This is a genomic window from Mesorhizobium sp. M8A.F.Ca.ET.202.01.1.1 (assembly GCF_004791595.1).
Classification (GTDB): domain Bacteria; phylum Pseudomonadota; class Alphaproteobacteria; order Rhizobiales; family Rhizobiaceae; genus Mesorhizobium.
Window position 1 is genome coordinate 1 of sequence record NZ_SRUN01000010.1, and the last position, 24,454, is coordinate 24,454.

General features: G+C 63.9%; 21 protein-coding genes and 1 pseudogene. 11 read left to right on the top strand and 11 right to left on the bottom strand.

Annotated features, from left to right (window positions below):
• Positions 1-118: pseudogene (locus EN845_RS20940) on the top strand (IS630 family transposase); the annotation flags it as partial.
• On the opposite strand, the gene EN845_RS20945 reads toward EN845_RS20940, so the two are convergent.
• A complete protein-coding gene (locus EN845_RS20945; protein ID WP_167531423.1) occupies positions 108-656 on the bottom strand; it encodes an exonuclease in 549 nt (182 codons plus the stop codon). The pseudogene EN845_RS20940 and the gene EN845_RS20945 overlap by 11 nt on opposite strands.
• 129 nt (positions 657-785) lie before the next feature.
• Complete coding sequence (locus tag EN845_RS20950) at positions 786-7,145, bottom strand: kinesin (RefSeq protein ID WP_127872560.1); 6,360 nt, start codon at positions 7,143-7,145, stop codon at positions 786-788.
• A 274-nt stretch (positions 7,146-7,419) separates the two neighbouring features.
• Between EN845_RS20950 and EN845_RS20955 the strand changes: the two genes are divergently transcribed.
• From EN845_RS20955 to EN845_RS20965, 3 genes are all read left to right on the top strand, one after another.
• A complete protein-coding gene (locus EN845_RS20955) occupies positions 7,420-7,788 on the top strand; it encodes an Hpt domain-containing protein (protein ID WP_127872559.1) in 369 nt (122 codons plus the stop codon).
• A 144-nt stretch (positions 7,789-7,932) separates the two neighbouring features.
• A complete protein-coding gene (locus EN845_RS20960) occupies positions 7,933-8,253 on the top strand; it encodes a 2Fe-2S iron-sulfur cluster-binding protein (RefSeq protein ID WP_027144910.1) in 321 nt (106 codons plus the stop codon).
• Positions 8,254-8,342: 89 nt separating this feature from the next.
• Positions 8,343-9,374 (top strand): NAD(P)/FAD-dependent oxidoreductase, encoded by a 1,032-nt coding sequence (locus tag EN845_RS20965; protein ID WP_127872558.1) that lies wholly within the window; start codon positions 8,343-8,345, stop codon positions 9,372-9,374.
• Here the strand turns inward: EN845_RS20965 and EN845_RS20970 are convergent, their stop codons facing one another.
• Both EN845_RS20970 and EN845_RS20975 read right to left on the bottom strand, forming a co-directional pair.
• Positions 9,375-10,856, bottom strand: coding sequence for an MDR family MFS transporter (locus EN845_RS20970; RefSeq protein WP_127872557.1), 1,482 nt, complete (start codon positions 10,854-10,856; stop codon positions 9,375-9,377). It lies immediately after the preceding gene.
• A 227-nt stretch (positions 10,857-11,083) separates the two neighbouring features.
• A complete protein-coding gene (locus EN845_RS20975) occupies positions 11,084-11,704 on the bottom strand; it encodes a DUF922 domain-containing protein (RefSeq protein WP_167531424.1) in 621 nt (206 codons plus the stop codon).
• Positions 11,705-11,819: 115 nt separating this feature from the next.
• Between EN845_RS20975 and folP the strand changes: the two genes are divergently transcribed.
• The 3 genes from folP to folK are packed head-to-tail and all read left to right on the top strand — an operon-like array spanning position 11,820 to position 13,527.
• Positions 11,820-12,668 carry a dihydropteroate synthase gene (gene folP, locus EN845_RS20980; RefSeq protein ID WP_127872555.1) on the top strand — a complete coding sequence of 283 codons (849 nt, stop codon included), beginning with the start codon at positions 11,820-11,822 and terminating at the stop codon, positions 12,666-12,668.
• Positions 12,669-12,671: 3 nt separating this feature from the next.
• A complete protein-coding gene (gene folB / locus EN845_RS20985) occupies positions 12,672-13,031 on the top strand; it encodes a dihydroneopterin aldolase (RefSeq protein ID WP_023773903.1) in 360 nt (119 codons plus the stop codon).
• A complete protein-coding gene (gene folK, locus EN845_RS20990; protein ID WP_127281141.1) occupies positions 13,015-13,527 on the top strand; it encodes a 2-amino-4-hydroxy-6-hydroxymethyldihydropteridine diphosphokinase in 513 nt (170 codons plus the stop codon). Before folB ends, folK begins: the two co-directional genes overlap by 17 nt.
• A 10-nt stretch (positions 13,528-13,537) precedes the next feature.
• Here the strand turns inward: folK and EN845_RS20995 are convergent, their stop codons facing one another.
• The gene (locus EN845_RS20995) at positions 13,538-14,083 is read right to left on the bottom strand and encodes a DUF924 family protein (protein WP_127872554.1); all 546 of its coding nucleotides are present in this window, start codon (positions 14,081-14,083) and stop codon (positions 13,538-13,540) included.
• Positions 14,084-14,098: 15 nt separating this feature from the next.
• On the bottom strand, positions 14,099-15,934 hold the full coding sequence (locus EN845_RS21000; protein WP_127872553.1) for a monovalent cation:proton antiporter-2 (CPA2) family protein: 1,836 nt from the start codon (positions 15,932-15,934) through the stop codon (positions 14,099-14,101).
• 162 nt (positions 15,935-16,096) lie between these two features.
• Between EN845_RS21000 and EN845_RS21005 the strand changes: the two genes are divergently transcribed.
• The 3 genes from EN845_RS21005 to EN845_RS21015 all read left to right on the top strand — a co-directional run bounded on the left by EN845_RS21005 (position 16,097) and on the right by EN845_RS21015 (position 18,801).
• A complete protein-coding gene (locus EN845_RS21005; protein WP_189521762.1) occupies positions 16,097-17,086 on the top strand; it encodes an AraC family transcriptional regulator in 990 nt (329 codons plus the stop codon).
• A gap of 60 nt (positions 17,087-17,146) precedes the next feature.
• Complete coding sequence (locus EN845_RS21010; RefSeq protein WP_127872552.1) at positions 17,147-18,355, top strand: MFS transporter; 1,209 nt, start codon at positions 17,147-17,149, stop codon at positions 18,353-18,355.
• 179 nt (positions 18,356-18,534) lie between these two features.
• Positions 18,535-18,801, top strand: coding sequence for a hypothetical protein (locus tag EN845_RS21015; RefSeq protein ID WP_027029131.1), 267 nt, complete (start codon positions 18,535-18,537; stop codon positions 18,799-18,801).
• A 123-nt stretch (positions 18,802-18,924) separates the two neighbouring features.
• On the opposite strand, the gene EN845_RS21020 is transcribed toward EN845_RS21015, so the two are convergent.
• From EN845_RS21020 to EN845_RS21035, 4 genes are all read right to left on the bottom strand, one after another.
• Positions 18,925-19,476 carry a hypothetical protein gene (locus tag EN845_RS21020; RefSeq protein WP_127279123.1) on the bottom strand — a complete coding sequence of 184 codons (552 nt, stop codon included), beginning with the start codon at positions 19,474-19,476 and terminating at the stop codon, positions 18,925-18,927.
• 123 nt (positions 19,477-19,599) lie between these two features.
• Complete coding sequence (locus tag EN845_RS21025) at positions 19,600-20,685, bottom strand: TIGR01620 family protein (protein ID WP_127872551.1); 1,086 nt, start codon at positions 20,683-20,685, stop codon at positions 19,600-19,602.
• Positions 20,682-22,160 carry a YcjX family protein gene (locus EN845_RS21030; protein WP_127872550.1) on the bottom strand — a complete coding sequence of 493 codons (1,479 nt, stop codon included), beginning with the start codon at positions 22,158-22,160 and terminating at the stop codon, positions 20,682-20,684. Before EN845_RS21030 ends, EN845_RS21025 begins: the two co-directional genes overlap by 4 nt.
• Positions 22,161-22,236: 76 nt before the next feature.
• A complete protein-coding gene (locus tag EN845_RS21035; RefSeq protein WP_127872549.1) occupies positions 22,237-22,740 on the bottom strand; it encodes a histidine phosphatase family protein in 504 nt (167 codons plus the stop codon).
• 277 nt (positions 22,741-23,017) lie between these two features.
• Here EN845_RS21035 and dksA point away from each other — a divergent pair, with 277 nt between their 5' ends.
• The gene (gene dksA, locus EN845_RS21040) at positions 23,018-23,434 is read left to right on the top strand and encodes an RNA polymerase-binding protein DksA (RefSeq protein WP_006202025.1); all 417 of its coding nucleotides are present in this window, start codon (positions 23,018-23,020) and stop codon (positions 23,432-23,434) included.
• A gap of 127 nt (positions 23,435-23,561) precedes the next feature.
• Here the strand turns inward: dksA and EN845_RS21045 are convergent, their stop codons facing one another.
• Complete coding sequence (locus tag EN845_RS21045; protein WP_127872548.1) at positions 23,562-24,302, bottom strand: flagellar biosynthetic protein FliO; 741 nt, start codon at positions 24,300-24,302, stop codon at positions 23,562-23,564.
• Between the last annotated feature and the right edge of the window lie 152 nt (positions 24,303-24,454).

Genomic DNA, 24,454 nt, shown 5'->3' on the forward strand with positions numbered 1-24,454 from the left:
TCAGAAACGCACCGTCGAGGAAACTTGGCGCCACATCGGCCACCTCGTCGAAACCATCGAGGCAGCCGAATGCAAGAACTACTTCGAAAACGCCGGATACGCTTCCGTCAAAACATGAAACGCTCTAGCGCGTCATGCCCCTGCAATGGCTGGTGTTCGACGCCGTAATATTGCGCAAGCTTGTTGCTCGGTGTCCTTGCCAGGTCCTCGATCGGCATGCCGGCCGCGATCAGCAGTTTCACGGCGTTGTCGAACCGGGTGGCCGGGATGGGCGGCTTGATGCCCGCGACATAGCAACTGATGGCGATCATGTTCAGTTCGTCCTTGCCCCAGGACCAGAACCGAGCTCCATCGGAAAACCGATCGACGCCGGCAAGGGCTTCTTCCAGCCCGACGCCTTCGGCCTCGATGATTTCTTCGGTGATGCCGGTCAGCCCGGTGAAGAACGGATCGAGCGCGTATCTCTCGCCGAATCGGTCTATCGGCGTGATGTAGGCCTTGTGCGTGCCCAGCACGGGGAAGTCGCCTTCGAGGCCGAGCCTTGCAGCCCCGATCTGGGCGATGACCGGATCCGGGTCATGGGCCGCGCACCAGTATCTGCGTTGTGAGCCCTCAAGGCAGAGAAACTCGCAGTCGAAGATGATTGCCGTCTTCACAAGTCAGTATCCGGTTCCGGAAAAGCGAGACCAAACCCGGATGCGTCTTCCGGGTGGCGAGATCAGTCCCTTCAAGAAAAAAGGCGGGAGACAAATCCCCCGCCTTCTTCGTTTTGGCTTGGCGACCGCTTAATGCAGGCGGCCGCTGGCATGGGCCAGCATGGTGTAGACCTTGCCGGTGTCCGACGTGAGATAGGTCTGCGCCATGATGTTGTCGCGGTCGTTGCGCGAGACATCCTTGAGCAGCTTCTCGAAATCGTCGCAATAGCGGTCGACGGCGGCGCGGAATTCGGCCTCCGCCTGGTACTTGCGGCGGATTTCGTCGAACGTCTGCTGGCCTTTCAGCGTGTAGAGCCTGCGCGTGAACACGTCACGCTCGCCACGACGGTAGCGGTTCCACAGCTCGATCGAGGCATCGTGATCGATGGCCCGCGCGATATCGACGGACAGCGAGTTCAGCGATTCCACGACATGCAGCGGGGAACGCTGGGCAGGGGCCGGGCGCGGTGCTTCCGCGGGCGCTTGGGGGGCCGCCGGCCTGAGGTCGGCATCGTTCGACGCGGCGGTCAGCAGATCACGCACCCAGCCGCCTTGCGGCGCGCGGGCACCGGCGTCAGCGGCACGCTGGCGTGGTGCTGCCTCCGCCGGACGCTCCAGATCGAGCGTGCCGCGCAGTCCCGCGCCGCCCAGCGGTGCCTGCGGCGGGCGCAGATCCGCCTGCTGCGGTGCCGGAGCGCGACGGGGCGGCTCGGTGGCGCGTGCCGCCGGTGCCTGCGGCGCCGGACGCAAGGGACGCGGTTCCGAGGAGTCGCCGCCACGACCGGATTTCGCAACGATATCCGAAAGTTCCTTCAAGGCGTTGATCTGCTCGGAAACGGCGCGGCGGATGGCCGAGGTCGATTCCTTGGCCTCTTCCGGCATCTCGATGACGCCTTTCTTGAGCTCGGCGCGGGTGAGGTCGAGCTCGCTCTTGATCGAGCCCGCCGTGCGCCGCATCTCCTCGGTGGCATCGGCGAAGCGCTTGGTTGCCGACTCGACGACCTCGGTGATGGCGTTGCGGATCTTGTCGGCCGATTCCAGCGTCTTGCCTTCGGCGTTCTGCAGCGTCTGGCCGACGAGGTTTTCGAAAGAACGCATGACCCTTTCGAGATCTTCCGACTTCTTGACCAGGCCAACGGCGAGATCCTCGAGCGACGACTGTCTTTCCAGCGTGTGTTCGAGGTTGCTCTGGGCCGAGCTCAGGAGGTCCGAGGCGCCGGCGAGCAGGCGGCTGTGTTCGTCGAACTTGGTGGCGATCGAGGCGACCTCACGCAAGGTCGACGACGACAGTTCCGTCAGCCTTGTCGTGTTCGAATCGACCAGACGCGCCGAGCTGGCAAAGGTCTGCGCCGCCTTTTCGGTGGTTGCCGCGAAGCTTTGCGTGCTGCCGGTCAGACGTTGGTCGACCTCGCCGAGGTTGACCGCGGCCTGCTCGATCAACTGACCGAGCTGCGAGCTGGACTTGGTCATCCGGCCGATGAGATCGGCGACGCTGTCGGACAGCGACGAACGGGCGCCTTCGACCGCCGACAAGGTTTCGGCGGTGCGGCTGGCCAGCGCGTTGACCAGCGTCGCATTCTCGCTGCGCAGCTTCTCGGCCGCGCGTTCGGTGACCTCTTCCACGCTCTTCTGCAGGTCCGAGCCGCCCTGGGCGAAGCGCTCGACCAAAGGCCGCGCGGTTTCGTCGAGGATCTTCGACATCTCGGCGGACCGCGCCGCGAGCATGGTGTTGAGCTCGCGGGTGTTGGCGCCGATCGTCTTGGCGGCATCGTTGGTGCTCTGGCCGATATGCTGGCCGACCGCGGTGAAGGTCTCCGCGATCACATTGGCACGCGTTACGAGTTGCGCCTCGGCGGTCGATATCTGCTCGTTGAGCTTCTGGCCCATCGTCTCGGCCGTGTAGGCGAGCCGGTTTTCGACGCCGGCGATCTGCTCTTCGACACGGGCGGCCGCGGCCGCCGCGCTCGATGCAAGACGCTCGTCGGCGCCGGCAAGCGCCTGCTCGATTTCGCGCGCATGCACGGCCAGTTCCTGACCGGTCTGGCGGGCACGATCGGCGACCCTCTGCTCGGTGCTGGCGAAGGCGCCGACAATGGTCTGCGCATGCTCGCCGATCGTCGAGGTGCTGTCGGCGATGCGCGAAACCAGGCGCTGGTCGGCGTCGTCGAAGATGCGGGCGATTTCGGACGCCCGGCTGGACAGCGCATCCGAACCCTCGGCGATGCGCGAGACCAAATGCTGGTCGGCGGCGTCGAAAATGCGGCCAAGGTCCGACGCGCGGGCGGCGAGCGCCTCGGCGGATTCGCCGATGCGCATGCCGAGCCGCTGGTCGGCGCTTTCGAAGTTGCGCAGGATGTCGCCGGCGCGGGCGGCCAGCGATTGCGCCGTTTCCACGGCCCGGGCGACGAGCTTCTGGTCGGCCGCGTCGAATGTGCCGGCAATCTCGCTTGCGCGGGCGGCCAGCTGATCCGCAGTCTCCTGGGCACGGGCGGCGAGCTTTTGGTCCGTCATGTCGAAGGTGCCGGCGATCTCGCCAGCGCGAGCGGCGAGCTGATCGGCGGTTTCATGGGCGCGGGCCAGCAGCGAGCTGGACGTGTCGTCGGCGCGGGCGAGCAAGGCGTTCGACGTATCTTCCGCGCGGGCGTGGAGGCGACGATCGGCCTCCTCGAAGGTGCGGGCAATGTCTTCGGCCCGTGCCAGCAGGGCGGCGGACGTCTGTTCGGCGCGCTCGGCGATCTTGCGATCGGCGTCGCTGAAGGCCGCACCGGCCTGCTCGTGCAGCGTGCTGGTGACTTCCAGGACCTTTTCGCGCAAGGCGCCGGCGACGAAGACCGCGCTCTTCTCGAGGACGCTGCGGACGTTGTCGACACCAGTCGACAGGGCGCGCTCCATGGTGCCGGCGCGTTCCTCGATGATGCCGGTCTGGCGGCTGAACGCCTGCTCGATCTTGTCGACATCGGCGGCGATGGCGGCGGAAATGTCCGTGCTCCGGGCCGCAATCTGGTCGATATGGCCGGACAGCGAGCGATCGACGTCCTTGCGGGTCTCGGCGAGCTTGCCGAGATCATCTTCCAGCGCCCGGCTGAGCATATTGCGGCCTTCGGACAACTTGCCGACATGCCCGGCGATGATGTCGTCGATATCGCCGCGGCTTTCGGTCAGCCTCTGCAGGTCGGCTTCGAGAGCGCGCTTGAGAATGTCGCGGCCCTCGGCGAGCTTCTCGACCTGGCCGGCCACCAAGCCGTCGATGCTGGAGCGGCTCTCGGCCAGCTTGGCGAGATCGGCCTCCAGCGCACGCTTGAGGACATCACGGCCTTCGGCGAGCTTCTCGACCTGACCGGCGACCAGCCCGTCGATGCTGGAGCGGCTCTCGGCTAGCTTGGCAAGATCGTCTTCGAGCGCCTTCGACAAGGTCGAACGCTCCTGGACAAGCCGTTCCGCGTGATTGTTGACGTGGCCGCTAACGGTCAGCAGGTCCGCCTCGAGCGCTCTCGACAAGGTCGAACGATCCTGGGCGAGCCGCTCGGTGTGGCTGTTGACGTGGCTGCCGACAGTTTCGAGGTCGGCCTCAAGCGCCTTCGACAGTGTCGAACGCTCCTGGGCAAGTCGGTCCGAGTGGCTGTTGACAAGGCTGTTGACGGTTTCGAGATCGGCCTCCAGCGCGCGGGCGAACTGGGCGCGGTCGTCGACCAGTTTCTGGGACTGGTCGGTAACGGTGTTCCTGACCGTGTTGAGGTCGGCCTCCAATGCGCGGCGCAGGATGTCGCGACCTTCGGCGAGCTTCTCGACCTGGCCGGCGACCAGCCCGTCGATGCTGGAGCGGCTTTCGGCCAGTTTCGCGAGATCGTCCTCCAGCGCTTTCGACAAGGTCGAGCGATCCTGAACCAGCCTGTTCATGTGGTCGGCGATGACGCTGTTCACGTTCTGCAGATCGGCTTCCAGAACGCGCGAGAGCTGCCCGCGATCCTCGGCAAGTTTGTCCGACTGGCTCGATATGACGTTCTTGATGGTGTTGAGGTCGGATTCCAGCGCACGCTTGAGAATGTCGCGGCCTTCAGCGAGCTTCTCGACCTGGCCGGCGACCAGCCCGTCGATGCTGGCGCGGCTTTCGGCCAGCTTGGCGAGGTCGGCTTCAAGCGTCTGCGACAGCAGCCCGCGGTCTTCCGCCAGGCGTCCCGAATGGCTGTCGATCAGGCCGCGTATGCCCGACAAGTCGCTTTCGAGCGAACGGCCGAGCTGCGTGCGGTCTTCGGCCAGTTTCGCCGAATGCGCCTCGATCAGGTTCTTGATACCGGCAATGTCGTTTTCCAGCGCCTTGGCGAGCACCGCGCGGCCCTCGGCGATTTTCTCGACCTGGCCGGCGACAAGGCCGTCTATGTCGGCGCGGCTGTCGGACAATTTGCCGAGATCAGCTTCCAAAGCGCGCGACAGGATGTTGCGGCCTTCAGCCAGTTTTCCGACATGTCCGGCGACCATTTCATCAATGATCGTACGAGCTTGCACCAATTTACCAGAGTCTTCGTTGAGGGCCAGAGAGAGCCGGTTGCGGCCTTCTTCCAGCCTTTCGAGGTGGCTGCCGAGCGACGCATCGATGGCGGCGCGCGATTCGTTGACCTTGCGCAGGTCTTCTTCGAGCGCACGCGCTATCAGGCTGCGGCCTTCGGCCAGCTTCTGCACCTGGTTGGTCACCGCGGCATCGATGCCGGCGCGGCCCTCGGCGAATTTCGCCAGGTCCGCCTGCATGGCTTCCGCCATGCGCTCGCGGCTCTCGGAAAGCTTGCGGCTGTGGTTTTCGACGGCTTCCTCGATACCGACGCGGGCGTCGGCAAGTCTCTGGATGTCGGCGTCGAAGGAGCGCGACACGACGTGGCGGGCTGCCTCCATGCGACCGGCGAAATCGCTGGCGCGCGCTTCGAGCATGGACGAGGTCGAGGTGACGATGTCGGCCATGTCGGCGCCGATCTGGGTCTTGCCCTGATCGATCATGGCCGACAGCGTGTCCTTGCTCTCGGCGAAGGTGTGGGCGATTTCACGCGCACGCTCGACCAGCGTTTCGTTGATCTGACGGGCGCGGGCTTCCAGCGCCGCATTGAGCTTCTGCGTGCCGGTGTCCAGCGCTTCGGCGCGGGTCTGAAATTCGCTGATCAGCGCCTGGCCGCGTTCGGCCAAGGTGCGCTCGATGCCGTTGAGGCTGGCCTCGAACTCGGAATTGAGGGTGCGCGCGGCGCCGCCGAGCAGAGACACCATGCCGGTGGTGCGGTCGTCGAGCAGGTCGGTCAACGAGCGAGTCAAGCCGTCCGTGGTGTCCGTCAGCTTGGCGATGCGGGTATCGAGCAGGCTGGCGAAAGCCTCGCCGGAGGTCGAAAGCCGGTCGGTGATGTTGTCGAGCCGGCCTTCCACCGAGTCGAAGATCGACATCGAGCTTTCATTGATGCGGTCGATCAGCGTGTCGCCGGAATTGGTGATCGTCATCGACAGCTTGGTCGACGCATTGAGTATGCTGTCGCGGATGATGTCGCTTGCCGCGCCGATTTCATCGCGCAAGGTCTCGTGCGCGCCGGAGATCGAGGCGCGGACACGTTCGGCATGGGAAACCACGGCTTCGCGTTCACTGCCCAGCCCGTCGACCAGCGACCGAATCCGGGTTTCGTTTTCCGAATAGGAGCGTTCGATCTGGTTGACCTCGCTGTGGACCAGCGTTTCCAGCTCCACGGCACGGGCAAGCGTGCGTTCGATGCCCTCGCCCATGGCGGCCACCTCGCGGCGGACGGCCTGGCCGATCATCATGACGCGATCCTGGGCCATGTTTTCCGGCTCGGTCAGGCGGAAGGCCACTTCCGTCATCGATTGCGCGGCGATGCGCATGTCCTGGGCGCGGCGGATCATCGCCGCGAAGGCCCAGAACAGGATGACGGGCACGATTGCCGCGACCGCGAGGCCGATCAGTTCGGGGCGGGCGAAAAACTGGTCCAGCGTGCGTATCCGCCAGATGCCCGGTCCAAAAAGCAGGTTGGCCAGTCCGCCGGCGCCCGCTATCCAGGCGAGCGAGACAAAGGCGATGACCCAGTAGATGGTGTTGGAGGCGCGCCTGTTCAGGCTGTGCAGAAGGGTCTTGTAGTCTTTCTGGCGATCGTCGTTGGCTGGCGCGAAACCAGCGGGCTGGCCACCATTGCGCGTCTCCACCGGGCGAAGTTCGGCCGGCTTGGCCTTCGGCGCGGGCTTCGCGGCCTGAGCCTGATTGACGACGGGCGCCGCCGGCTGCTGATTGCGTCCCTCGCGTGCCAACTCGTCGGCGGCCTGCGATATCTGCGCTTCCAGATCTTCCATCGAAGCCGCGATATCGAGGTCGCCGCTGTCGGTATCGCTGCTCAGGTCGAGATCGAGCGCTTTTTCGAGTTCCCTGGCTACGTCGCTGTCGAGAGTTCTGGTCGTCGTTGGTTTCTTCGCCATGCCTTCGCTACCCTGTACTAGCTGCCGCGGGGGCTTATAATTCTGGTTATCTTACCCCCGCGCAGGAGGCTGAAAATGGACCCTCGTATCGTAATGACACAGGGGGGTAAAGAAAACATGCATTCCGCGGGATACGTAAAACTTTAAATATAAGGTTAACGGAACCGTGATTTGGGCGCCGTTTTCGCAACATTTTTCCCGGCCATTCATTAACCCGTTGTCCACTGGAATCGCCTAGTTTTTCAGGCGGCCGAAGAAAATGGAGTTCGAGTTCATGCGTGGCGAAAGCGGCATTGCCTTCTCAATGCCCGGGGGCGACGTATCGGGAACGAGGCAGTCCCGGCCGGTCGATTTGGCACACCTTGCCCGGCAAACGATGGGCGACCGCGCCCTTGAGCAGGAGGTGCTGGCGCTGTTTGTACAGCAGGCATTGTCGGTGCGCGACAAAATAGTCGATGCCGACATCAAGGACCGGCTGCTGCTGGCCCATGGTTTGAAAGGATCGGCCCGCGGCGTGGGCGCCTTCGCCATCGCCGATTGCGCCACCGATATCGAGCGCCGGCCGGAGGACATCCAGACCCTGAAGCGGCTCGGCCGGCTGATCGACGAAATGCGCGACTTCATCGCCGCCATCAATCGCTGATTCCGGTTTGCGACAAAAACGTCACGGAGCGCCGCTTTCGCGCGGCAGTTGACTTGTTTGCCGGAGTGATTATCTCGGGCGAAACTCTCTTTCGTCCCAGGCGAAAGGCTCTTCGTTGCGGGCGAAACTCCCTTCAGGTGACAAATGACCAAACTGACCTTCATCGCCCATGACGGCACACATTTCGACGTGGATGCCGAAAACGGCTCGACGGTCATGGAAAACGCCATTCGCAACGCCGTTCCGGGCATCGAAGCGGAGTGCGGTGGCGCCTGCGCCTGCGCGACCTGCCATGTCTATGTCGACGAGGCCTGGACGGCCGAAGTCGGCGAACCCGAGGCGATGGAAGAAGACATGCTGGACTTCGCCTATGAGGTCCAGCCGAACTCGCGCCTGTCTTGCCAGATCAAGGTGCGCGACGCACTCGACGGCCTGATCGTGCGGGTGCCCGAACGTCAGGGTTGAAAGCCAGCATCGGCGATTTTTGCCGCTGACGCTTGGCAGCGGGGCAATGGTCATGCAGTCTCGCCGGGACTTTCGCAGCGAGGCGCATCATGACCGGCATCATCAGCACAGACGTCCTCATTGTCGGGGCAGGGCCGGTCGGCCTGTTCGCCGTGTTCGAACTCGGCCTGCTGGACCTCAAGTGCCACCTGATCGACATTCTCGACAAACCGGGCGGCCAATGCGCGGAACTCTATCCGGAAAAGCCGATCTACGACATCCCCGGCTGGCCCTCGATCTCGGCGCAAGGGCTCGTCGACAAGTTGCTTGAGCAGGTTGAGCCGTTCAAGCCTGACTTCACCTACAACCGCATGGTCTCCAGTCTCGAAAAGTTGGACGACGGCGGCTTTCGCGTGACCACGGACGAGAACGAGGTGTTCGAAGCCAAGGTGGTGGTGATCGCCGCCGGCGGCGGCTCATTCCAGCCGAAGCGCCCGCCAATTCCCGGCATCGAGGCCTATGAAGGCACGAGCGTCTTCTATTCGGTTCGCCGGATGGAGGATTTTCGCGACCATGACCTGGTCATCGTCGGCGGCGGCGACTCGGCGCTGGACTGGACGCTCAACCTGCAGCCGGTGGCAAAGAGCGTGACACTCGTTCACCGGCGGCCCGAGTTTCGCGCGGCGCCCGACAGCGTCAACAAGATGTACGCCATGCAGGAGATGAAGCAGCTGGAATTTCGGGTTGGCCAGGTGACCGGGCTCACCGGAGCCGATGGCCAGCTGGCATCGGCCACCATCAAGGGAGGCCCGAATGGCGACATCGAGGTGCATTGCACCCGCATGCTGCCGTTTTTCGGCCTGACCATGAAGCTCGGCCCGATCGCGGAATGGGGGCTCAATCTCCATGAGAACCTGATCCCGGTCGATACGGAGAAATTCCAGACATCGGTGCCCGGCATCTTCGCGGTGGGCGACATCAACTGGTACCCGGGCAAGCTGAAGCTGATCCTGTCGGGTTTCCACGAGGTGGCGCTGATGGCGCAGGCCGCCAAGCGCATCGTCAGCCCCGGCGAACGAATCGTGTTCCAGTATACGACTTCGTCCACCAGCCTGCAGAAGAAGCTCGGCGTCTCCGGCTAGCTATTCCGCCAGGATGGGCGCCGGATCGTCGACGTGGCCTCGAAGTTCTTTCTCGGGCATCAGCGTCAGCGTGATGAGGCCCAGTCCCAGAGTGCCGGCCGCGACGAGAAAGATCATCACGAAGGGCTGGGCCGATGCGACATGTCCAGCCACCGCAACGCCTTCACCGGCCAGCGGCAACCCAAAGCCCAGAGCGACGGCCCCGAGCATCGCGACCCCCAATGCACTGCCCAGCGACCGCAGAAAGGTAAGCACCCCCGTCGCCACACCAAGATGCATGCGGTCGACGGCATTCTGCACGGAGACGGTGGTTACCGGAAATGTCGTCCCGGTCCCCAGCCCGATACAGATGGTCAGGACTTCGACGACCAGCAACGATGCTTGGCCGGCGACAAAGGCCAGCAGGCCCATGCACAGGATGGCGAAGAGGACGCCGACCATGGCGATGCGCTTGTAGTGGGTGAAGCGCGGTATCAGGCGGCCGCTGGAAGCGGCGCCGCCCACGGTTCCAAGCAGAAGGCCGAGCATTGCAATGCCCGACTCGCTGGCCGTCAGGCCAAGTATCGATTGCAGATAGACGGGCAGATAGACGGCAAGGCCGACGCTGGAGGCCTGGAGCAGGAACATCGACAGAGTGCCGGCCAGGACGATCGGGTTGCCCAGCACTTCCAGCGAAATGAGCGGTTCGGCCGCCCGCATCAGCCGCAGGGCAAAGGCTCCCCAGAAAAGCGCGGAGCCGGCCAGGACGCCGACGACTTCCGGCGACATCCACGGGTAAGCGCTGCCGCCCCAGTTCAGCGCCAGCAGCAACAGCGCCGTGGCCACGATGAGCAGCAATGCGCCAAGACCATCGATGCTGTGATTCTTGGCCGCGATCGGCAGCTTCTTGAGCGGCGTGTTGATGATCGCCATCGCAACAAAGCCCAGCGGGATATTGATCCAGAAGATGAGGGACCAGTGCAGATGTTCGGCAAAAGTGCCGCCCAGCAGCGGCCCGGCGACGCTGGCGACGGCCCATGTGCCGGAAAACCACGCCGCATAGCGCGCCCGCTCGCGCGGCGGGACAAGGTCGCCGACCACGGTCTGCGTCAGCGCGAAAAGGCCGCCGCCACCGGCCCCCTGGATCGCGCGCCCCAGGATAAGGACGAACATGTTGGGAGCCAGTGCGCTGACCAGCGATCCGGCAAGAAAGATGAGGATTGCCGCATAGACGGTCGGCCGACGCCCATAGACGTCGGAAATCTTGCCGTAGAGCGGTGCCACGGCGGTTGCGGTCAAGAGGTAGCCGGTGACAATCCAGGGCAGGTATTCGGCATGGCCGAGCGAGCGCCCGATGGTCGGCATGGCGGGCGCGACGATGGTCTGGTCGAGGGCCGCCAGCAGCATCGACAGAAGGACGCCGCCGATAATGGCGTTCTTTTCGCTTTCGGTCAGCGGCGCGCTCGCGGCCGCCACGGCCTGCTTGTCGACTGCCTGGTCCATATTTCTCGTCCATGCGCCTTGCGCTGCCGCATCACCATCGGGTCTTTGTGGTGCATTCGCGGCGCGATCGATCGTGATGGTCGTGCTTCCAGCTTGTGCCCGAGGCAACCCTGGATATGTCGTTCCCTATAGACCGATTTCGACCGCCGCTCGAAAAAAATTCGAAGCTGGCACTACGCTTCCGCCCGGTTGGCTTGCATCCAGGCGAACGGAGCCGGCGAGGAAATTCAGGTTGGCGGCGGCAATTGGCCACTCTCGATGCGTTGCATCCGGTAGCGCATTAGCCGCAGGATGCGGCTTTCGAAATTGACGCCTTCGACACGGTCGAACCGCAACTGGTCCTGGTCGTGTCTGGCAAGCTCGGCCGCCGTTATCTCGGCGGCCTTGGCCTTTGCCGCATTGCAATCCTTCTGCGGATGGGTTGCCTTCAGCGCGTCTTCCAGTGCGCGGCCGTGGTTCTTGGCGATCTCGACATGGCGGTCTTCATGGCGCTTGATGTCGGCGGACAATGTATCCCAGAACAGCCGTACATCGGCATCGGCTTTGCGTGGGCGGCGCCATTCGGGAAGGATCACCTTGACCTTGACGGTCACGACCGCGTCGGCGATCCGGCAGGAGCCGGACTGGCTGGCGTAGCTGATGCGTGTCGTGAAGGCCATCTGGGTGGCGCCCGGGTGGCGCGACCCCGTGCTTTTGACCTGCGGCCCGTGTTTGGCGAGTTGCTGCTCGATATCCTCCAGCGTTCTGCCGCCAATGGCGAAATAGCTGTATGTCTTCACCAGATTGGCCGCATCCGCCGGAACGGCGACGGTAAGCAGCAGTGCGCAGAGCAGGGATCGTGTCATCATGTTGCCTCTTCGGTCACCTTGCTTTACGGCCTTTGCCGGCGCAACGGAACTGATCCGATGCGGATCACACATCGTTGATGACCCCCTTGGTTGATGAGCCCATGGTTGATGCGCAATGACGGCGAGGCGATGGCAGCTGGCGCATGGGCGTCATCTCGAGCTTGGCGGCAAGGCCGTGGTAGTTGGCATCCTCAATGTCACGCCCGACAGCTTTTCCGACGGCGGCCTGTTTGATGCTCCCGAAACCGCGCTGGTCCATGCGCGCCGCATGATCGGGGAAGGCGCCGCGGTCATTGATATCGGCGGCGAATCGACCCGGCCCGGCGCGGCGGCGATCTCGGCCAGCGAGGAGCAGGCCCGTATCCTGCCGGTGATCGAGGCGCTGGCGCGTGCAGGCGACGTGCTGATCTCGGTCGACACCTATCGTGCGGAGACAGCACGGCTCGCGGTGGCAGCCGGCGCGCACATCGTCAATGATGTCTGGGGTCTGCAGCGCGAGCCAGGCATTGCGCGGGTGGCGGCCGAAACCGGCGCCGGGCTCGTCATCATGCATACCGGCCGCGACCGCGAAAAGCTGCCCGACGTGATCGCCGACCAGTTGGCGTTCCTGGGAAAATCGCTGGAGATCGGGCGCGGGCAGGGTGTCGCCGACGACCATGTCGTGCTCGACCCCGGCTTTGGTTTCGCCAAGGAGACGGCGGCGGAAAACCTCGATCTGATGGCGCGGTTTTCCGAGCTTGGCGCGCTCGGCTTCCCGCTGATGGCCGGTACGTCGCGAAAACGCTTTATCGGCACCGTCACCGGCCGCGACGCAGCCGACCGGGCGGCCGGTACGGCGGCGACCAGCGTCATACTCAGGCTCAAGGGCGCGCATCTGTTTCGCGTCCATGATGTCGCAATCAACGTGGACGCGCTGGCCGTGGCGGATGCTATGCTGGCGCGGGACACCGGATCGGAACGCTGAGCCATGTATGTCATCCGCATGAAGAATTGCGCCTTCTTTGCCCGGCACGGCGTGCTGGACGAGGAAGAAGCGCTCGGGCAGCGCTTCTATGTCGATGCCTCGCTCACCGTCGAGCCCGGACGTGCGCTCGTCGATGACGCCATCGGGGAAACCGTCAATTACGGCGTTGCCTTCACCGTCATCGAGGAGATCATTACCGGACACAGGCGCTTCCTGATCGAGGCCCTGGCCCTGGAAGTCGCAAAGGCCCTCACCGGGCGCTTTCCCCAGATTCGCAAAGCCGAGGTCACCGTTCGCAAGCCGAATGCGCCGGTGCCTGGCGTGCTCGATTACGTCGAGGTGACCGTTGTCTGGCCCGAGTAACACCGTCTATCTGAGCCTCGGCGGCAATCTCGGTGATCCGGCCAAGTCGATGGGGGCTGCGTTGCGCCTGCTCGACGCCGATGCCGACACTGACATGGCCGCCGTTTCCTCGCTCTACCGGACGCCGCCCTGGGGCAAGCTCGACCAGCCGGATTTCCTCAACGCGGCCGCAGCACTGTCGACGCGGCTGTCGCCGCGGGCATTGCTCGACCTCTGCCTCGATGCCGAGCGAAAGCTCAAGCGCGTGCGCGAGGAGAGGTGGGGGCCGCGCCTGATCGACATCGACATCCTGGTGTTCGGCGACCGCATCATCCATGAAACGGGCCTGGAGGTGCCACACCCGCGCATGCTGGAGCGCGCCTTCGTGCTGGCACCGCTGGCCGAGATCGCGCCGGACCTCACCATTGGCGGCAAACGCGTTGTCGATCGCCTGGGCTCGGTCGATGCCGCGGGCATCGAACGCCTGCCGTCAGGCCAGGATTGGTGGCTGCGCTAGACCGCTGGTATCAGCCGGAGAAACCACCGTCATCCAGGAATGCTTTTTCCTCAGCGGTCGTTTCGCGCCCAAGCATCTTGTTGCGGTGCGGGAAACGGCCGAAGCGCTGGATGATGTCACGATGTTCCAGGGCGTATTTCAGATTGAACTCGGCCCTGGCTGTGTGAAGTTCAACCGACCGGTCCTGGTCGGCAAGATTTTCCGAATGCTCGAACGGCAAATAGAGGAACACGCGGACCTCCGGTTCCAGCGCCAAATCGTGGCCGGCAGCGACCGCCTTTTGCGCGAAATGCTTTGCCAGGGGGTCGGTCGCAAACATATGGCCGGTGCCGCGAAAGCAATTGCGCGGAAACTGGTCCAGCAGGATCATCAGCGCCAGCGAGCCTTCGGCATGTCCTGACCAGTCGTCGCATTCGCGCCGCGCGGCGGCGTAATGGAGGTCGAGGAAGCGGGCGCGGAAATCGGCATCGAATGCGTCGTTCTTCTCGAACCAGGCATCCTCGCCGGCGTCGCGCCAGAACTTGGTGACCGAGAGGGCTCTGCTGTTCAGTTCCATCGTTGATTTCCCCGTTCAATCCGCCGGTTCGGATTTATGCAGGACGCCGGCCGTTTCCTCGTTGAGCGCCTGGCCAGGACGGCGGGGCGTGGAAAGCGGGGTCGGGATCGGCGTGCCGATATTGCCTTTCAGGAAACGCTGTCCCGAGCGGATGCCTTCGGCGAGCTGGGTCTCGAAGCGGGCCGTGTCGCGGCGCCTGACGTCCTCGATCGTTTCGGCGACGTCTTCGGGATCGACGCCCAGTGCCTCGAGGGTCGAGCCACCAAAGACGAGTGCCGATTCGAAGGTTTCGCGCAGCTGATAATCGACGCCGGCGCGGATGAGCTGCAGCGCCGTGCCGCGGTCGAACGCACGTGCCAACACCGTAAGCAAGGGAAACTCCGCCTTGACGAGTTCGGCGATGCGGATGGCGGCGTCGGGCTTGTCGACACAGATCAGCACGGCCCGCGCCCGGCCGGCCCCGGCCGCGTGCAGGATGTCCAACCGCGTGCCATCGCCATAGTAGACCTTGAAGCCGAAATCGGCGGCCGCCTGGATCATCTCGACATCGTTGTCGATGATCGAGACGTCGATACCGCGCAAGAGCAGTGGTTGGCTGGCGATCTGGCCGAAGCGGCCGAAGCCGATGATCAGCACGCTGCCGGTCAGGCCGTCGGCGACTTCGACGCCGTCCAGCGACTGCTCGTCGCGCGGCGTCAAATAGCGCAAGGCGATAATCGCCAGCGGCGTCAGCACCATGGAGATGATGACGATCGCCGTCAGCGTCGCGTTTGCCTGGCCGTCGATGATGCCGACGGCGGCGGCCGCGGAATAGAGTACGAAGGCGAATTCACCGCCTTGCGCCATGAAGACCGCGCGCTCCAGTGCCTCGCGGTGGCCTGATTTCAGGATGCGGGCGACGATGTAGATGCCGAAAGCCTTCATCACCATGTAGGCGACGACATAGATGGCGATCAGCTTCCAGTTCGCGGCCACCACATGCAGGTCGAGCGACATGCCGACCGCAAGGAAGAACAGGCCGAGCAGGATGCCGCGGAACGGTTCGATGTCGGCTTCGAGCTGATGGCGGAAGGTCGATTCCGAAAGCAGCACCCCGGCCAGGAAGGCGCCCATCGCCATCGACAGGCCGCTGAGCTGCATGGCGAGCGCCGACCCGAGCACGACCAGCAGAGCCGCGGCCGTCATCACCTCGCGCGCACGGGCATCCGCCAGGATGCGGAAGAAGGGATTGAGCAGGTAGCGTCCCGCCACCACCAGTCCGACGATCGCGGCGAGGCCGATACCGACCTCGGTCAGCCGCTCCGACAGGCTGGTATCGGCACCGCCGGGCGCCAGGAAAGCGATCAGGGCGAGCAGCGGCACGATGGCCAGATCCTCCAGCAGCAGGATGGAGACGATGCGCTGGCCCTTGGGAGAGGCGATTTCGCCGCGCTCCTCCAGAAGCTGCATGACGATGGCCGTCGAGGTCAGCACGAAACCTGCCCCAGCGACGAAGGATTGCGCGATCGGAAACCCTCCGGCCATGCCGACACCAGTCAGCAGCACCGCGCAGACCCCGACTTGAAGCGCGCCAAGCCCGAAGATCTCGCGGCGCAGGCCCCAGAGCCGCGATGGCTGCATTTCCAGGCCGATGATGAACAGGAACATGACGACGCCGAGTTCGGCGACATGCAGGATGGCTCCCGATTCGGAAAAGACACCGATGCCGAACGGGCCGATCACCACGCCTGCGGCGAGATATCCGAGAATCGAGCCGAGACCCATGCGCTTGAAGATGGGGACGGCGACGACCCCTGCGGCAAGCAGCGCCACCACCTGAATGAGATCGCTGCCTGATGCTTCCGCTGCCATGCCTCTTGTCCCTGTGTCCGACATCACTCCTTGCATGCAGTTGGAGCGGGAGGCAAGGGCGGGGAGCCTGCCAGGGCCGGCAGGGGTGCCGTCGAAGCGATTCCCCTGGTGGAACAACGGTCTCCGCTTGCCTGTCGGACGATTGGTGTCTATATCTGCCCGATGCCTGACCATTCGTCCCGGCCGTCTTCGGCGCCACATATTCCGATGGATGCGCTCAGCGAAGTCCTGCAAGACTTTCGCTTGAGTGGCGTCAACTATGGCCGATGCGAGCTCCGACATCCGTGGAGCATCGCCTTTCCGGAGCAACCGCTCCTTCGTTTTCACTTTGTAAGTCAGGGTCCATGCTGGATCCATACCGAAGCGCAGGGATGGCATGAGTTGCGCAATGGCGATTTGGTGCTGCTGCCGCAAGGCATCGCCCATCGGCTGGCTAGCGCGCCGGACGTTGCAGGCGGCTCGCTCGATGATTGCCAGGTGACCAAGTTGGGGGGCAACGTCTGCGAAGTCGTGCGGGAAGGCACGGGCGCGACAAGCACCCTGTTCTGCGGCTCCATGACCTTGGGCGCCTGTGCGCTTAACCCATTGATCGCGTTGATGCCACCTATCATCAAGGGTTGCGACGTTGCAGGCAATGACCCGGTCGTTGGTCCTTTGCTGGCGGCAATGACCGCGGAGGCCGCGCAACCCCAGATGGGCAGCGCCACCATCTTGTCGCGTATGGCGGACTTGCTGACAGCCCGGCTCATTCGTTGCTGGGTCAATTGCACGGGAACTTCGACCACCGGTTGGCTCGCGGCCATCCGCGACCCTCATATCGGCCGCGCTCTGGCAGCCATGCACCGAGACCCCGGCCATAACTGGACGCTCGAAAGCCTCGCCGGCCTGGCAGGCCAATCGCGCTCGATTTTCGCGGAGCGCTTCAGCGCCGTATTGGGAGAAGGCGCGGCACGCTATCTCGCCCGTCTGCGCATGCAGCTTGCCCGCGAGTTGTTGGGACAAAACGGCTTGTCGGTGGCCGAGGTTGCTACCCGCTTGGGCTATGATTCCGAGGCATCCTTCGCTCGCGCCTTCAAGCGCATCACCAATGTCTCGCCGGGCGTTGTGCGTCGCACAATTCCTGGACGAATAGACATGAATTTCGGATTTTGAGATACATATCATCCGAAAAGACTCGTTTATGAAAGATCTCCAAACTTTGGAGATCCTTCCGTGACTGACACAACATTACAGCTTGAAGACGCGGCGATAGACCTTGATGCCGCCGCGCCGGGGACGTGGAGCGCAACCACATGGTTCGCGGTCCTTTCGTTGGCGGCAACCAGCTTTGCGCTGGTGTCCGCCGAATTCCTGCCGGCAGGTCTGTTGACGCCGATGGCGCGCGATCTCGGCATCAGCGAGGGGACGGCCGGGCAGGTGGTCACCGCCACCGCTTCCGTCGGCGCCGTGACGGCCATGTTGAGCAATGTCCTCATCGGCCGATTGAACCGCAAGACGGTGCTTGTCGGCCTCATGGCACTGGCGGTCGGTTCCAACATTCTTGCGGCGCTGGCGCCCAATTTCTGGCTGTTATTGTTGGGCCGGGCCGGACTGGGGATCGCTCTCAGCGCTTTCTGGGCACTTTCGGTCGCCGTCGTGGCGAGGCTGGTTGGCGCCAATGCGACGGGGCGGGGCATGGCGATCGTCACCCTCGGCGTCTCGCTCGCAACAATTGCCGCACCGTCGATGGGCGCGTTGATCAGCGATTGGCTGGGTTGGCGGAGCGCCATGGCCATGACGGCGGGGTTGGCCTTGCTTGCCATGCTGCTGCAGTTGCTCAGCCTGCCGACCTTGCCTGCAACGGCAAGCAATAGTCTTGCAGACGTCTTTCGGCTGACACGGCGGCGTGGCATTCAACTCGGTATGCTCGCCATCCTTTTGCTGATGACGGGGCATTTTGCCGGCTCGGTCTATGTGCGTCCCTTTCTCGAACACGTGACGCTCCTTGCAACCGGGCCAATTGCCCTGGCATTGCTCGGATTTGGCATCGCGGCTGTGATCGGCAATATTGCCGGTGGCCGCATGGCCGACGCCAATATCCACGTGGCTCTCGTGGTTACGGCCGCATTGATGGCGTTCGCGGCGCTGGCATTGGTGCTTTGGGGCGTGCACATCGGCGTTGCCTTTGGGTTCGCCACCCTGTGGGGTTTCGCCTTCGGCATGGCGCCTGTGGTGCTGCCGACAAATCTGTCTCGCGCGGCGCCTGACGCGCTGGAAGCAGCCGGCAGCCTGATGGTCGCCTCCTTTCAGGTCGCCATCACCACCGGTGCGGTTGTCGGCGGTTATGTTGTGGACACCTATGGCCCTACAGCGCCTTTGACCGTGACGGCCATCCTTGCCGCATCGACGGCCGTCTTGGCGCTGCTACAACCGCGTAGCTGAACTTTGCCGCCGCCGACACAGCAGCCTGAATCCGGCCGTTGGCGATATTGCAGGCGCGTTACACAAGTTAACGTCGGTAACGCGTTGCATCTTGCCACAATCGAAGGCTAAGCACGCTCGGCTTCGGCCATTGGGGGTGAGCGGCGATCAAGTCGCGCCCTTTTGAGGAGATGACTGACATGAAGAAGTTTTTGCTCGTTGCCGTCGGGCTGGCGGTGCTTGCCGGTTCGGCCTGTTCAAAGGCGCCGGAATGCACGACCGAGATCGCAACCAAGAAAGCGCAGGACATGGCCGCCGCGCTGCAGGAGGCGATCACCAAGGACCCGTCCAAGGCGGCTGACCTGACCGCCAAGGTCCAGGCGGTGACGACCAAGTATCAGGGTTCCACGACCTTGGCCGACGCCTGCAAGGCCTATGACGAGGTGACCGCCGCGATCAAGGGCTGACGCCCGGTTCGTTTGTTTCAAAGGAGGCGGTGGCGATGGGCTGCCGCCTCTTTTGTTTGGGGGTATCCCAGCAATGCCAAGAACCATCCGGAATTGCGTAAAGAAATGGAGGCGGGGTGCGCCTCAGTTCGGCGTGATGGAGCCGACTTCGACGGCATCGACTCGCTTAAGGCTCATGCCGATCACCGGCACCAGTTGGTCCTGAACGCGCACGGCGACCGTCACCGTCATCGAATTGTCGTCGGGAATGCGTGCCTGCATGACGCCGCGCAGCTGGTTGCGGTTGATGGTGAAGACCACCTTGCGGGCGTCGACGACATTGCCGCCGATGATATCGAGCCCGGCACCGGCCGAGCCGCCCATGAAGGAACCCTTGTAGTCGCGGCCGTTGCGCTCGATCTTGGCCGACATCGGCTGGGTGAACATGCCGACCCGGCAGCCGCCGTCAAGCGTCATGCCCGTCTTGCCGTCGGGGGTGGAGCCGGTGAAGCTGCAGTTGAATTTCGTGCCCTTGTACTTGCCGGCGACGATTTCGCCGGGGCCGACCCACTTGCCTTCGGCCGACTGGAAAAACTGCTTGTCCGGCTCTCCGGCGCAAGCCCCGGAGGCAATACCGGCGACTGCTGTGATCGCCGCCGCCAGAGGCAAGATGCTGGACAGAATTACGCTTTTCATCGACGACACCCGGTAACAACGAGGCTGTTTGAAACCGGTTTGACCATGAAGAAGATTGGTTAATGCTTCGTCACCTCAGGGCCTCGAAAGCGCAATCCCATCGTGCCGCGAAAGAGGCGCTCGTCATTTGTCGGGTGCGTTTGTTTCGGTGTCTTTCCTTGTCGCGAACGACATCAGCGCGGCGAGGAAATCGCCCAGTCCCGGGCGCTTGGCGGCGCTGAAGGGCAGGGGGCGCGCCGTCTCCATGGCGGCGATGCCGATGCGCGCCGTCATCATGCCGTTGACGACGCCTTCGCCGAGCTTGGCCGAGAGGCGCGCCGCCAGGCCGTGGCCGACGATCTGTTGGACAAAGCTGTCGCCGACGGCAATCGAGCCGGTGACCGCCAGATGCGCCAGCACGCTGCGCGCCAGGCGGAAGAAACCCAGCGTTCCGGGCCGTCCGCCATAGAGTTCCGACAGCCGGCGGATGAGGCGCCCGGCCTCAAAGACGACATAGGCGACGTCGACGAGCGCGCGCGGGCTGACCGCCGTCACCAGCGAGACGCGCTTTGCAGCCTCGAGGACCATCACCTTGGCCCTGGCATCGAGGGGGCCGAGGATTTCCGCTTCCGCCAGGCGCACCAGATTGGCGCCGTCGATGATCTCGCCGCGCAATTCGGCCAGCGCGCGCCGGCCGGCCGCGGTCTCGGGTTTGGCCGCGACAAAGGCCGACAGTTCATCGACCACAGATCGCGCCGCTTTCGGATCGTCGCGCGCGATGGCGTCGAGGGCCCGCCTCTGCAGCTTTTCGACCTCGGCGAGGCGGGCGATCGCCAGGAATTCGCGAATCAGGATCACCAGAAGCGCCAGCAACGCTGTCGCCGCCATGCCGGCGGCGAGCCAGCCCAGCCATTCGGCGCGGGCAAAGAGATCGCGTATCAACTGGTCGGTCCACAGGCCGACAGCCAGCGAAACCAGCACGCCGAAGGCGCCGAAGAAGATGCTGCCGAGAACCGAGCGTTTTCGGGGGGCGACCGACGGCGACGGCTCGGCGGCAATAATGTCCGGTTCGTCGAAGACGTCGACCTCCGCCGGGATGACCAGCGCCACATCGGCCTTCATCGGGCGCGGTTTGCGCGGCGGTTCGGCCTGGCGTGGTCGAGGCGCGTCTTGTTTCGGCGTGGCTTCCGGCTCGATACGGAATGCCGCCGGTTTGCGGGGCGCTGTCATGCCAGATGGTCTCCGATCAGGAACTGCAGGGCACGGTCGAGCCGGATATGCGGCAGCGACAGCGTGACGCCTTCGGCCGTGCGTTCGAGTTTGGGCGGACGGAACCGGACGAAGCGGATTGCCGGGTCTGTGGAGTCCTGCCTGTGGTCCGGTCCCGAAAGATCGAAAACAGCATCAATTTTTTCCGGTAAATCACCAGGAAATATAGCTGTTTCCGTCTTTCCGTCGAAGGTTTCGCCATTGATCTTCTCGCCGGCGATCGGCGTGCCGATGATAACGGGCAATGTTTCCCGGCCCTGCTTGACGGTGCCTTCGCGGGTCGCGCGCACGGCCGCCATCGCGACCACGTCGACATCGGCGCCGGTGAAATTCGCCCGCGCCACGGCGCGGTCGGCCAGGCGCCGCACGATCGCCTGCAACCGGTCATGGCTTTCGTGGTGCAGATGATCGGCTTTGGTCGCGGCAACCAGGATGCGGTCGATACGCCGGGAGAAGAGGTCGGTGAGGAAGCTGCCCCGGCCGGGGCGGAAGCAGCTGAGGATCTCGGTGACGGCGCGCTCCAGGTCGGCCATGGCGCCAGGCCCGGCGTTCAGCGCCTGCATGGCGTCGATGAGTACGATCTGGCGGTCCAGACGCGTGATATGTTCGCGGAAGAACGGTTTGACGACATGTGTCTTGTAGGCCTCGTAGCGCCGTTCCATCATGGCGTGCAGCGAACCGTTGCGCGCGCGCCTGTCGCCGAGGCCGGCCAGCGGCGCGAAAGTCAGCGCGGGCGAGCCTTCGAGGTCGCCCGGCATCAGGAAACGTCCGGGCGGCAAGGTCGAAAGCGCTCGCTCGTCGAGCTTGCATGCCTTGAGGTAGGCGGCGAAGCTCTCGGCCAGCCGGCGTGCCGTCATTTCGTCGGCGTCGGCATTCGGGTCGATTTCCGCCGAGATCGCCCGCCAGGCCCGCGACAGGTCCTCGCGTACCGGCAGCGTGGCCATTTCAAGGGCTTCGCGCGAAAAATCGGCGAAGGATTTGCCGAGCAGCGGCAGGTCGAGCAGCCATTCGCCGGGGTAATCGACGATGTCGACCGACAGCTTGCCCGACGAGAACATACGGTTCCAGCCGGAGGCCGATTCATATTCGATCGTCAGCCGCAGTTCAGAGATGGCGCGGGTCGAGTCCGGCCAGACGCGATCGTTGACCAGAGCGGCGATGTGGTCCTCGTACTGAAAACGCGGCACGGCGTCGTCGGGCTGCTGTTCGAGGAAGGCGCGCGCGATACGCCCCGATTTCTGCGCCTCGAACAGCGGCAGGCGTCCGCCGTGGATCAGATTGTGGACGAAGGCCGAGATGAAGACGGTCTTGCCCGCGCGGGATAGACCCGTGACACCCAAGCGCAGCGATGGAGAAAAAAGTCCGGTGGCACGTCCCGACAATGTGTCGAGGGCAATTCTTGCCTCGTCGGTGAAGGTGGTCAGCGATGATGCCAAAATATGCTCTCTCGGACTTGCGTCCGCCCGATATAGGCGGTGGAACCCGGCTTTGAAATGGCGCTGGACATCGGCATCAGAGATCGGCCGGTGTCAGGAAGGCTTCGAGATAGCCCGCTCCCTGGGCCGCTTTCGCCAGATTGCCGGGGAAACGGACGACGGCGAGGCCCGAGGTCGGAAAGCCATGATTGAGCATTGCCCGCTCCGTCTCGCCACCATCGCCCGACACCGCCATGGCGAGATCCTCCGTCATCGGGTTGTGGCCTATGACCAGCAAGGAGCCTGATCCGCCATGATCCCGGACGAGCCGGAGATAGCCGGCCGCGTCTTCGCTGTAGAGCGTGTCGAAAAACAGCACCTTGCCTGTGTCCGTCTGACCGGCCAGTCCCTCGAGCGTTTCCTTGGCGCGTTTGGCGTTGGAGCACAGCGTCAGGTCCGGCACATAGGAACGGGATCGCATCGCGGCCCCCATCTTTTCGGCATCGGCGCGGCCGGATGCATCGAGCGGACGATCGAAATCACGCATGCCCGGCAAGGCCCAGCCGGCCTTGGCGTGTCGCAACAGATAAAGCCTGCTCACTCAACCTCCAATGACGCCCGAAAGCCGAAGTCCTGCCGCGATTAGCCACGAGAAAAGCATCGCGCACAATGGTGCACGTTCTTCGGCGCGGCGAATCACTTGCGGGGGCAAGCGGCGAAGATCGTCCTACTTTCGCCATCGAAACAGATCTATCCCGCTCCGGGGAAGGCTGCGGGCGCACTTTAACAATTGCGTGAGCCGGTGGCTGATTGCGCTTGTGCAGGCGTCTGGCGGCGAATATATAGGCGCCAAATTTGGGGCTGTTTGGGTGAGTCGAATGAACGACATCGTTACCGCCGATTACGTACCCTCCGAAGACGAGCCGTTCATGAACGAACGGCAGAAATCCTACTTCCGCCTAAAGCTCGTCACCTGGAAAAATGACATTTTGCGCGAAGCGCGCGAAACCCTCGAAATCCTGCAGCAGGAAAACGCCAACCATCCCGACCTCGCCGACCGCGCCTCTTCGGAAACCGACCGCGCCATCGAGCTCAGGGCCCGCGACCGTCAGCGGAAGCTCATCTCGAAGATCGATTCGGCACTACAGCGCATCGACGAAGGCACTTATGGCTATTGCGAGGAGACCGGTGAGCCGATCGCGTTGAAGCGGCTCGACGCCCGCCCGATCGCTACCTTGTCGATCGAAGCGCAGGAGCGCCATGAGCGCCGTGAAAAAGTCTATCGCGACGACTGACAGATAGCGCTGCATCGATTTCCAAATGGCCGGTTTTCCGGCCATTTTTGTTCGATATCGCCGCGGATGACAAAGCGCGCTTGAACATCGACCGGTTCAATTCACCGGCAGGCTACCCGGGCGCAAATCATCTCTTCTGGCTTGAGAGTTCGCCCAAAAGCCTCGTCATTTCATCATCGAGCGACGGCGGCGCCTTGGGTGCCGGTTTGGCCGCCGGACCGCCGGACCGTGGCTGGTCGAGCGAAACCTCGAGTTCCTTCATCAGCGTGTCGTCGATGCTGTCCTGCCTCGGCGGCGGGGGCGCGTGCCTGATGGCATTGGCATTGGCGGAGCCATAGGCGGGCAGCGGCGTGACATTGGTCGACTGATAGATTTGCGCCGCCGGTTTCGCTGCGGGAGCCGGTGGCGGCGCTGCCGGGCGCTGGCGGGCGGGCCCTGCCACCGGCTGCGGAGCAGGTGCTTGTCTGGGTGGCGCGGGAGCGGGCTGCGGCGGCCGCGGCTTCGCGGCCGGGGCCCCGGCCGCCGGGACAGGCTGCGGGCCGCCATCCCCGGTCAATGCCGGACGGCGCGGCGCGGCGAGGCGGATGTCGCGTTCGACAACGACGTCGGTCGGGCCGCCGATCAGGAGCAGATGTTCGATGTCGTCGCGTCGCACCAGCACCAGTCGGCGATGGCTGTCGACGGCGGTGGCGTCCATGACGGCGAGCCGCGTCTTGCGGTTGCGGCCGCCGGCGACAAACGTCCCGAAGGTCAGGTTGCGCACGAGCCTGACGATGATGAGAACGATGACCAGCAGGATCAGCGCCGCGAAGGTCCACAGGAGTGCCGCCGCATAACCGGGGCCCGCCACGCTATCCAGCCACTGCATTGGTTTCCCCTGATCGGTTTTGGAAAGTGACGCGACACTAGACCGTTGCGACTGGCCACCGCAAGTTGCCTTTCACGCATCGTGAACAGCTTGAAACACAGGGAAGGCCGCTCGACATCATTTTTATCTGACATTTGCCGCCCGGGCCTTTT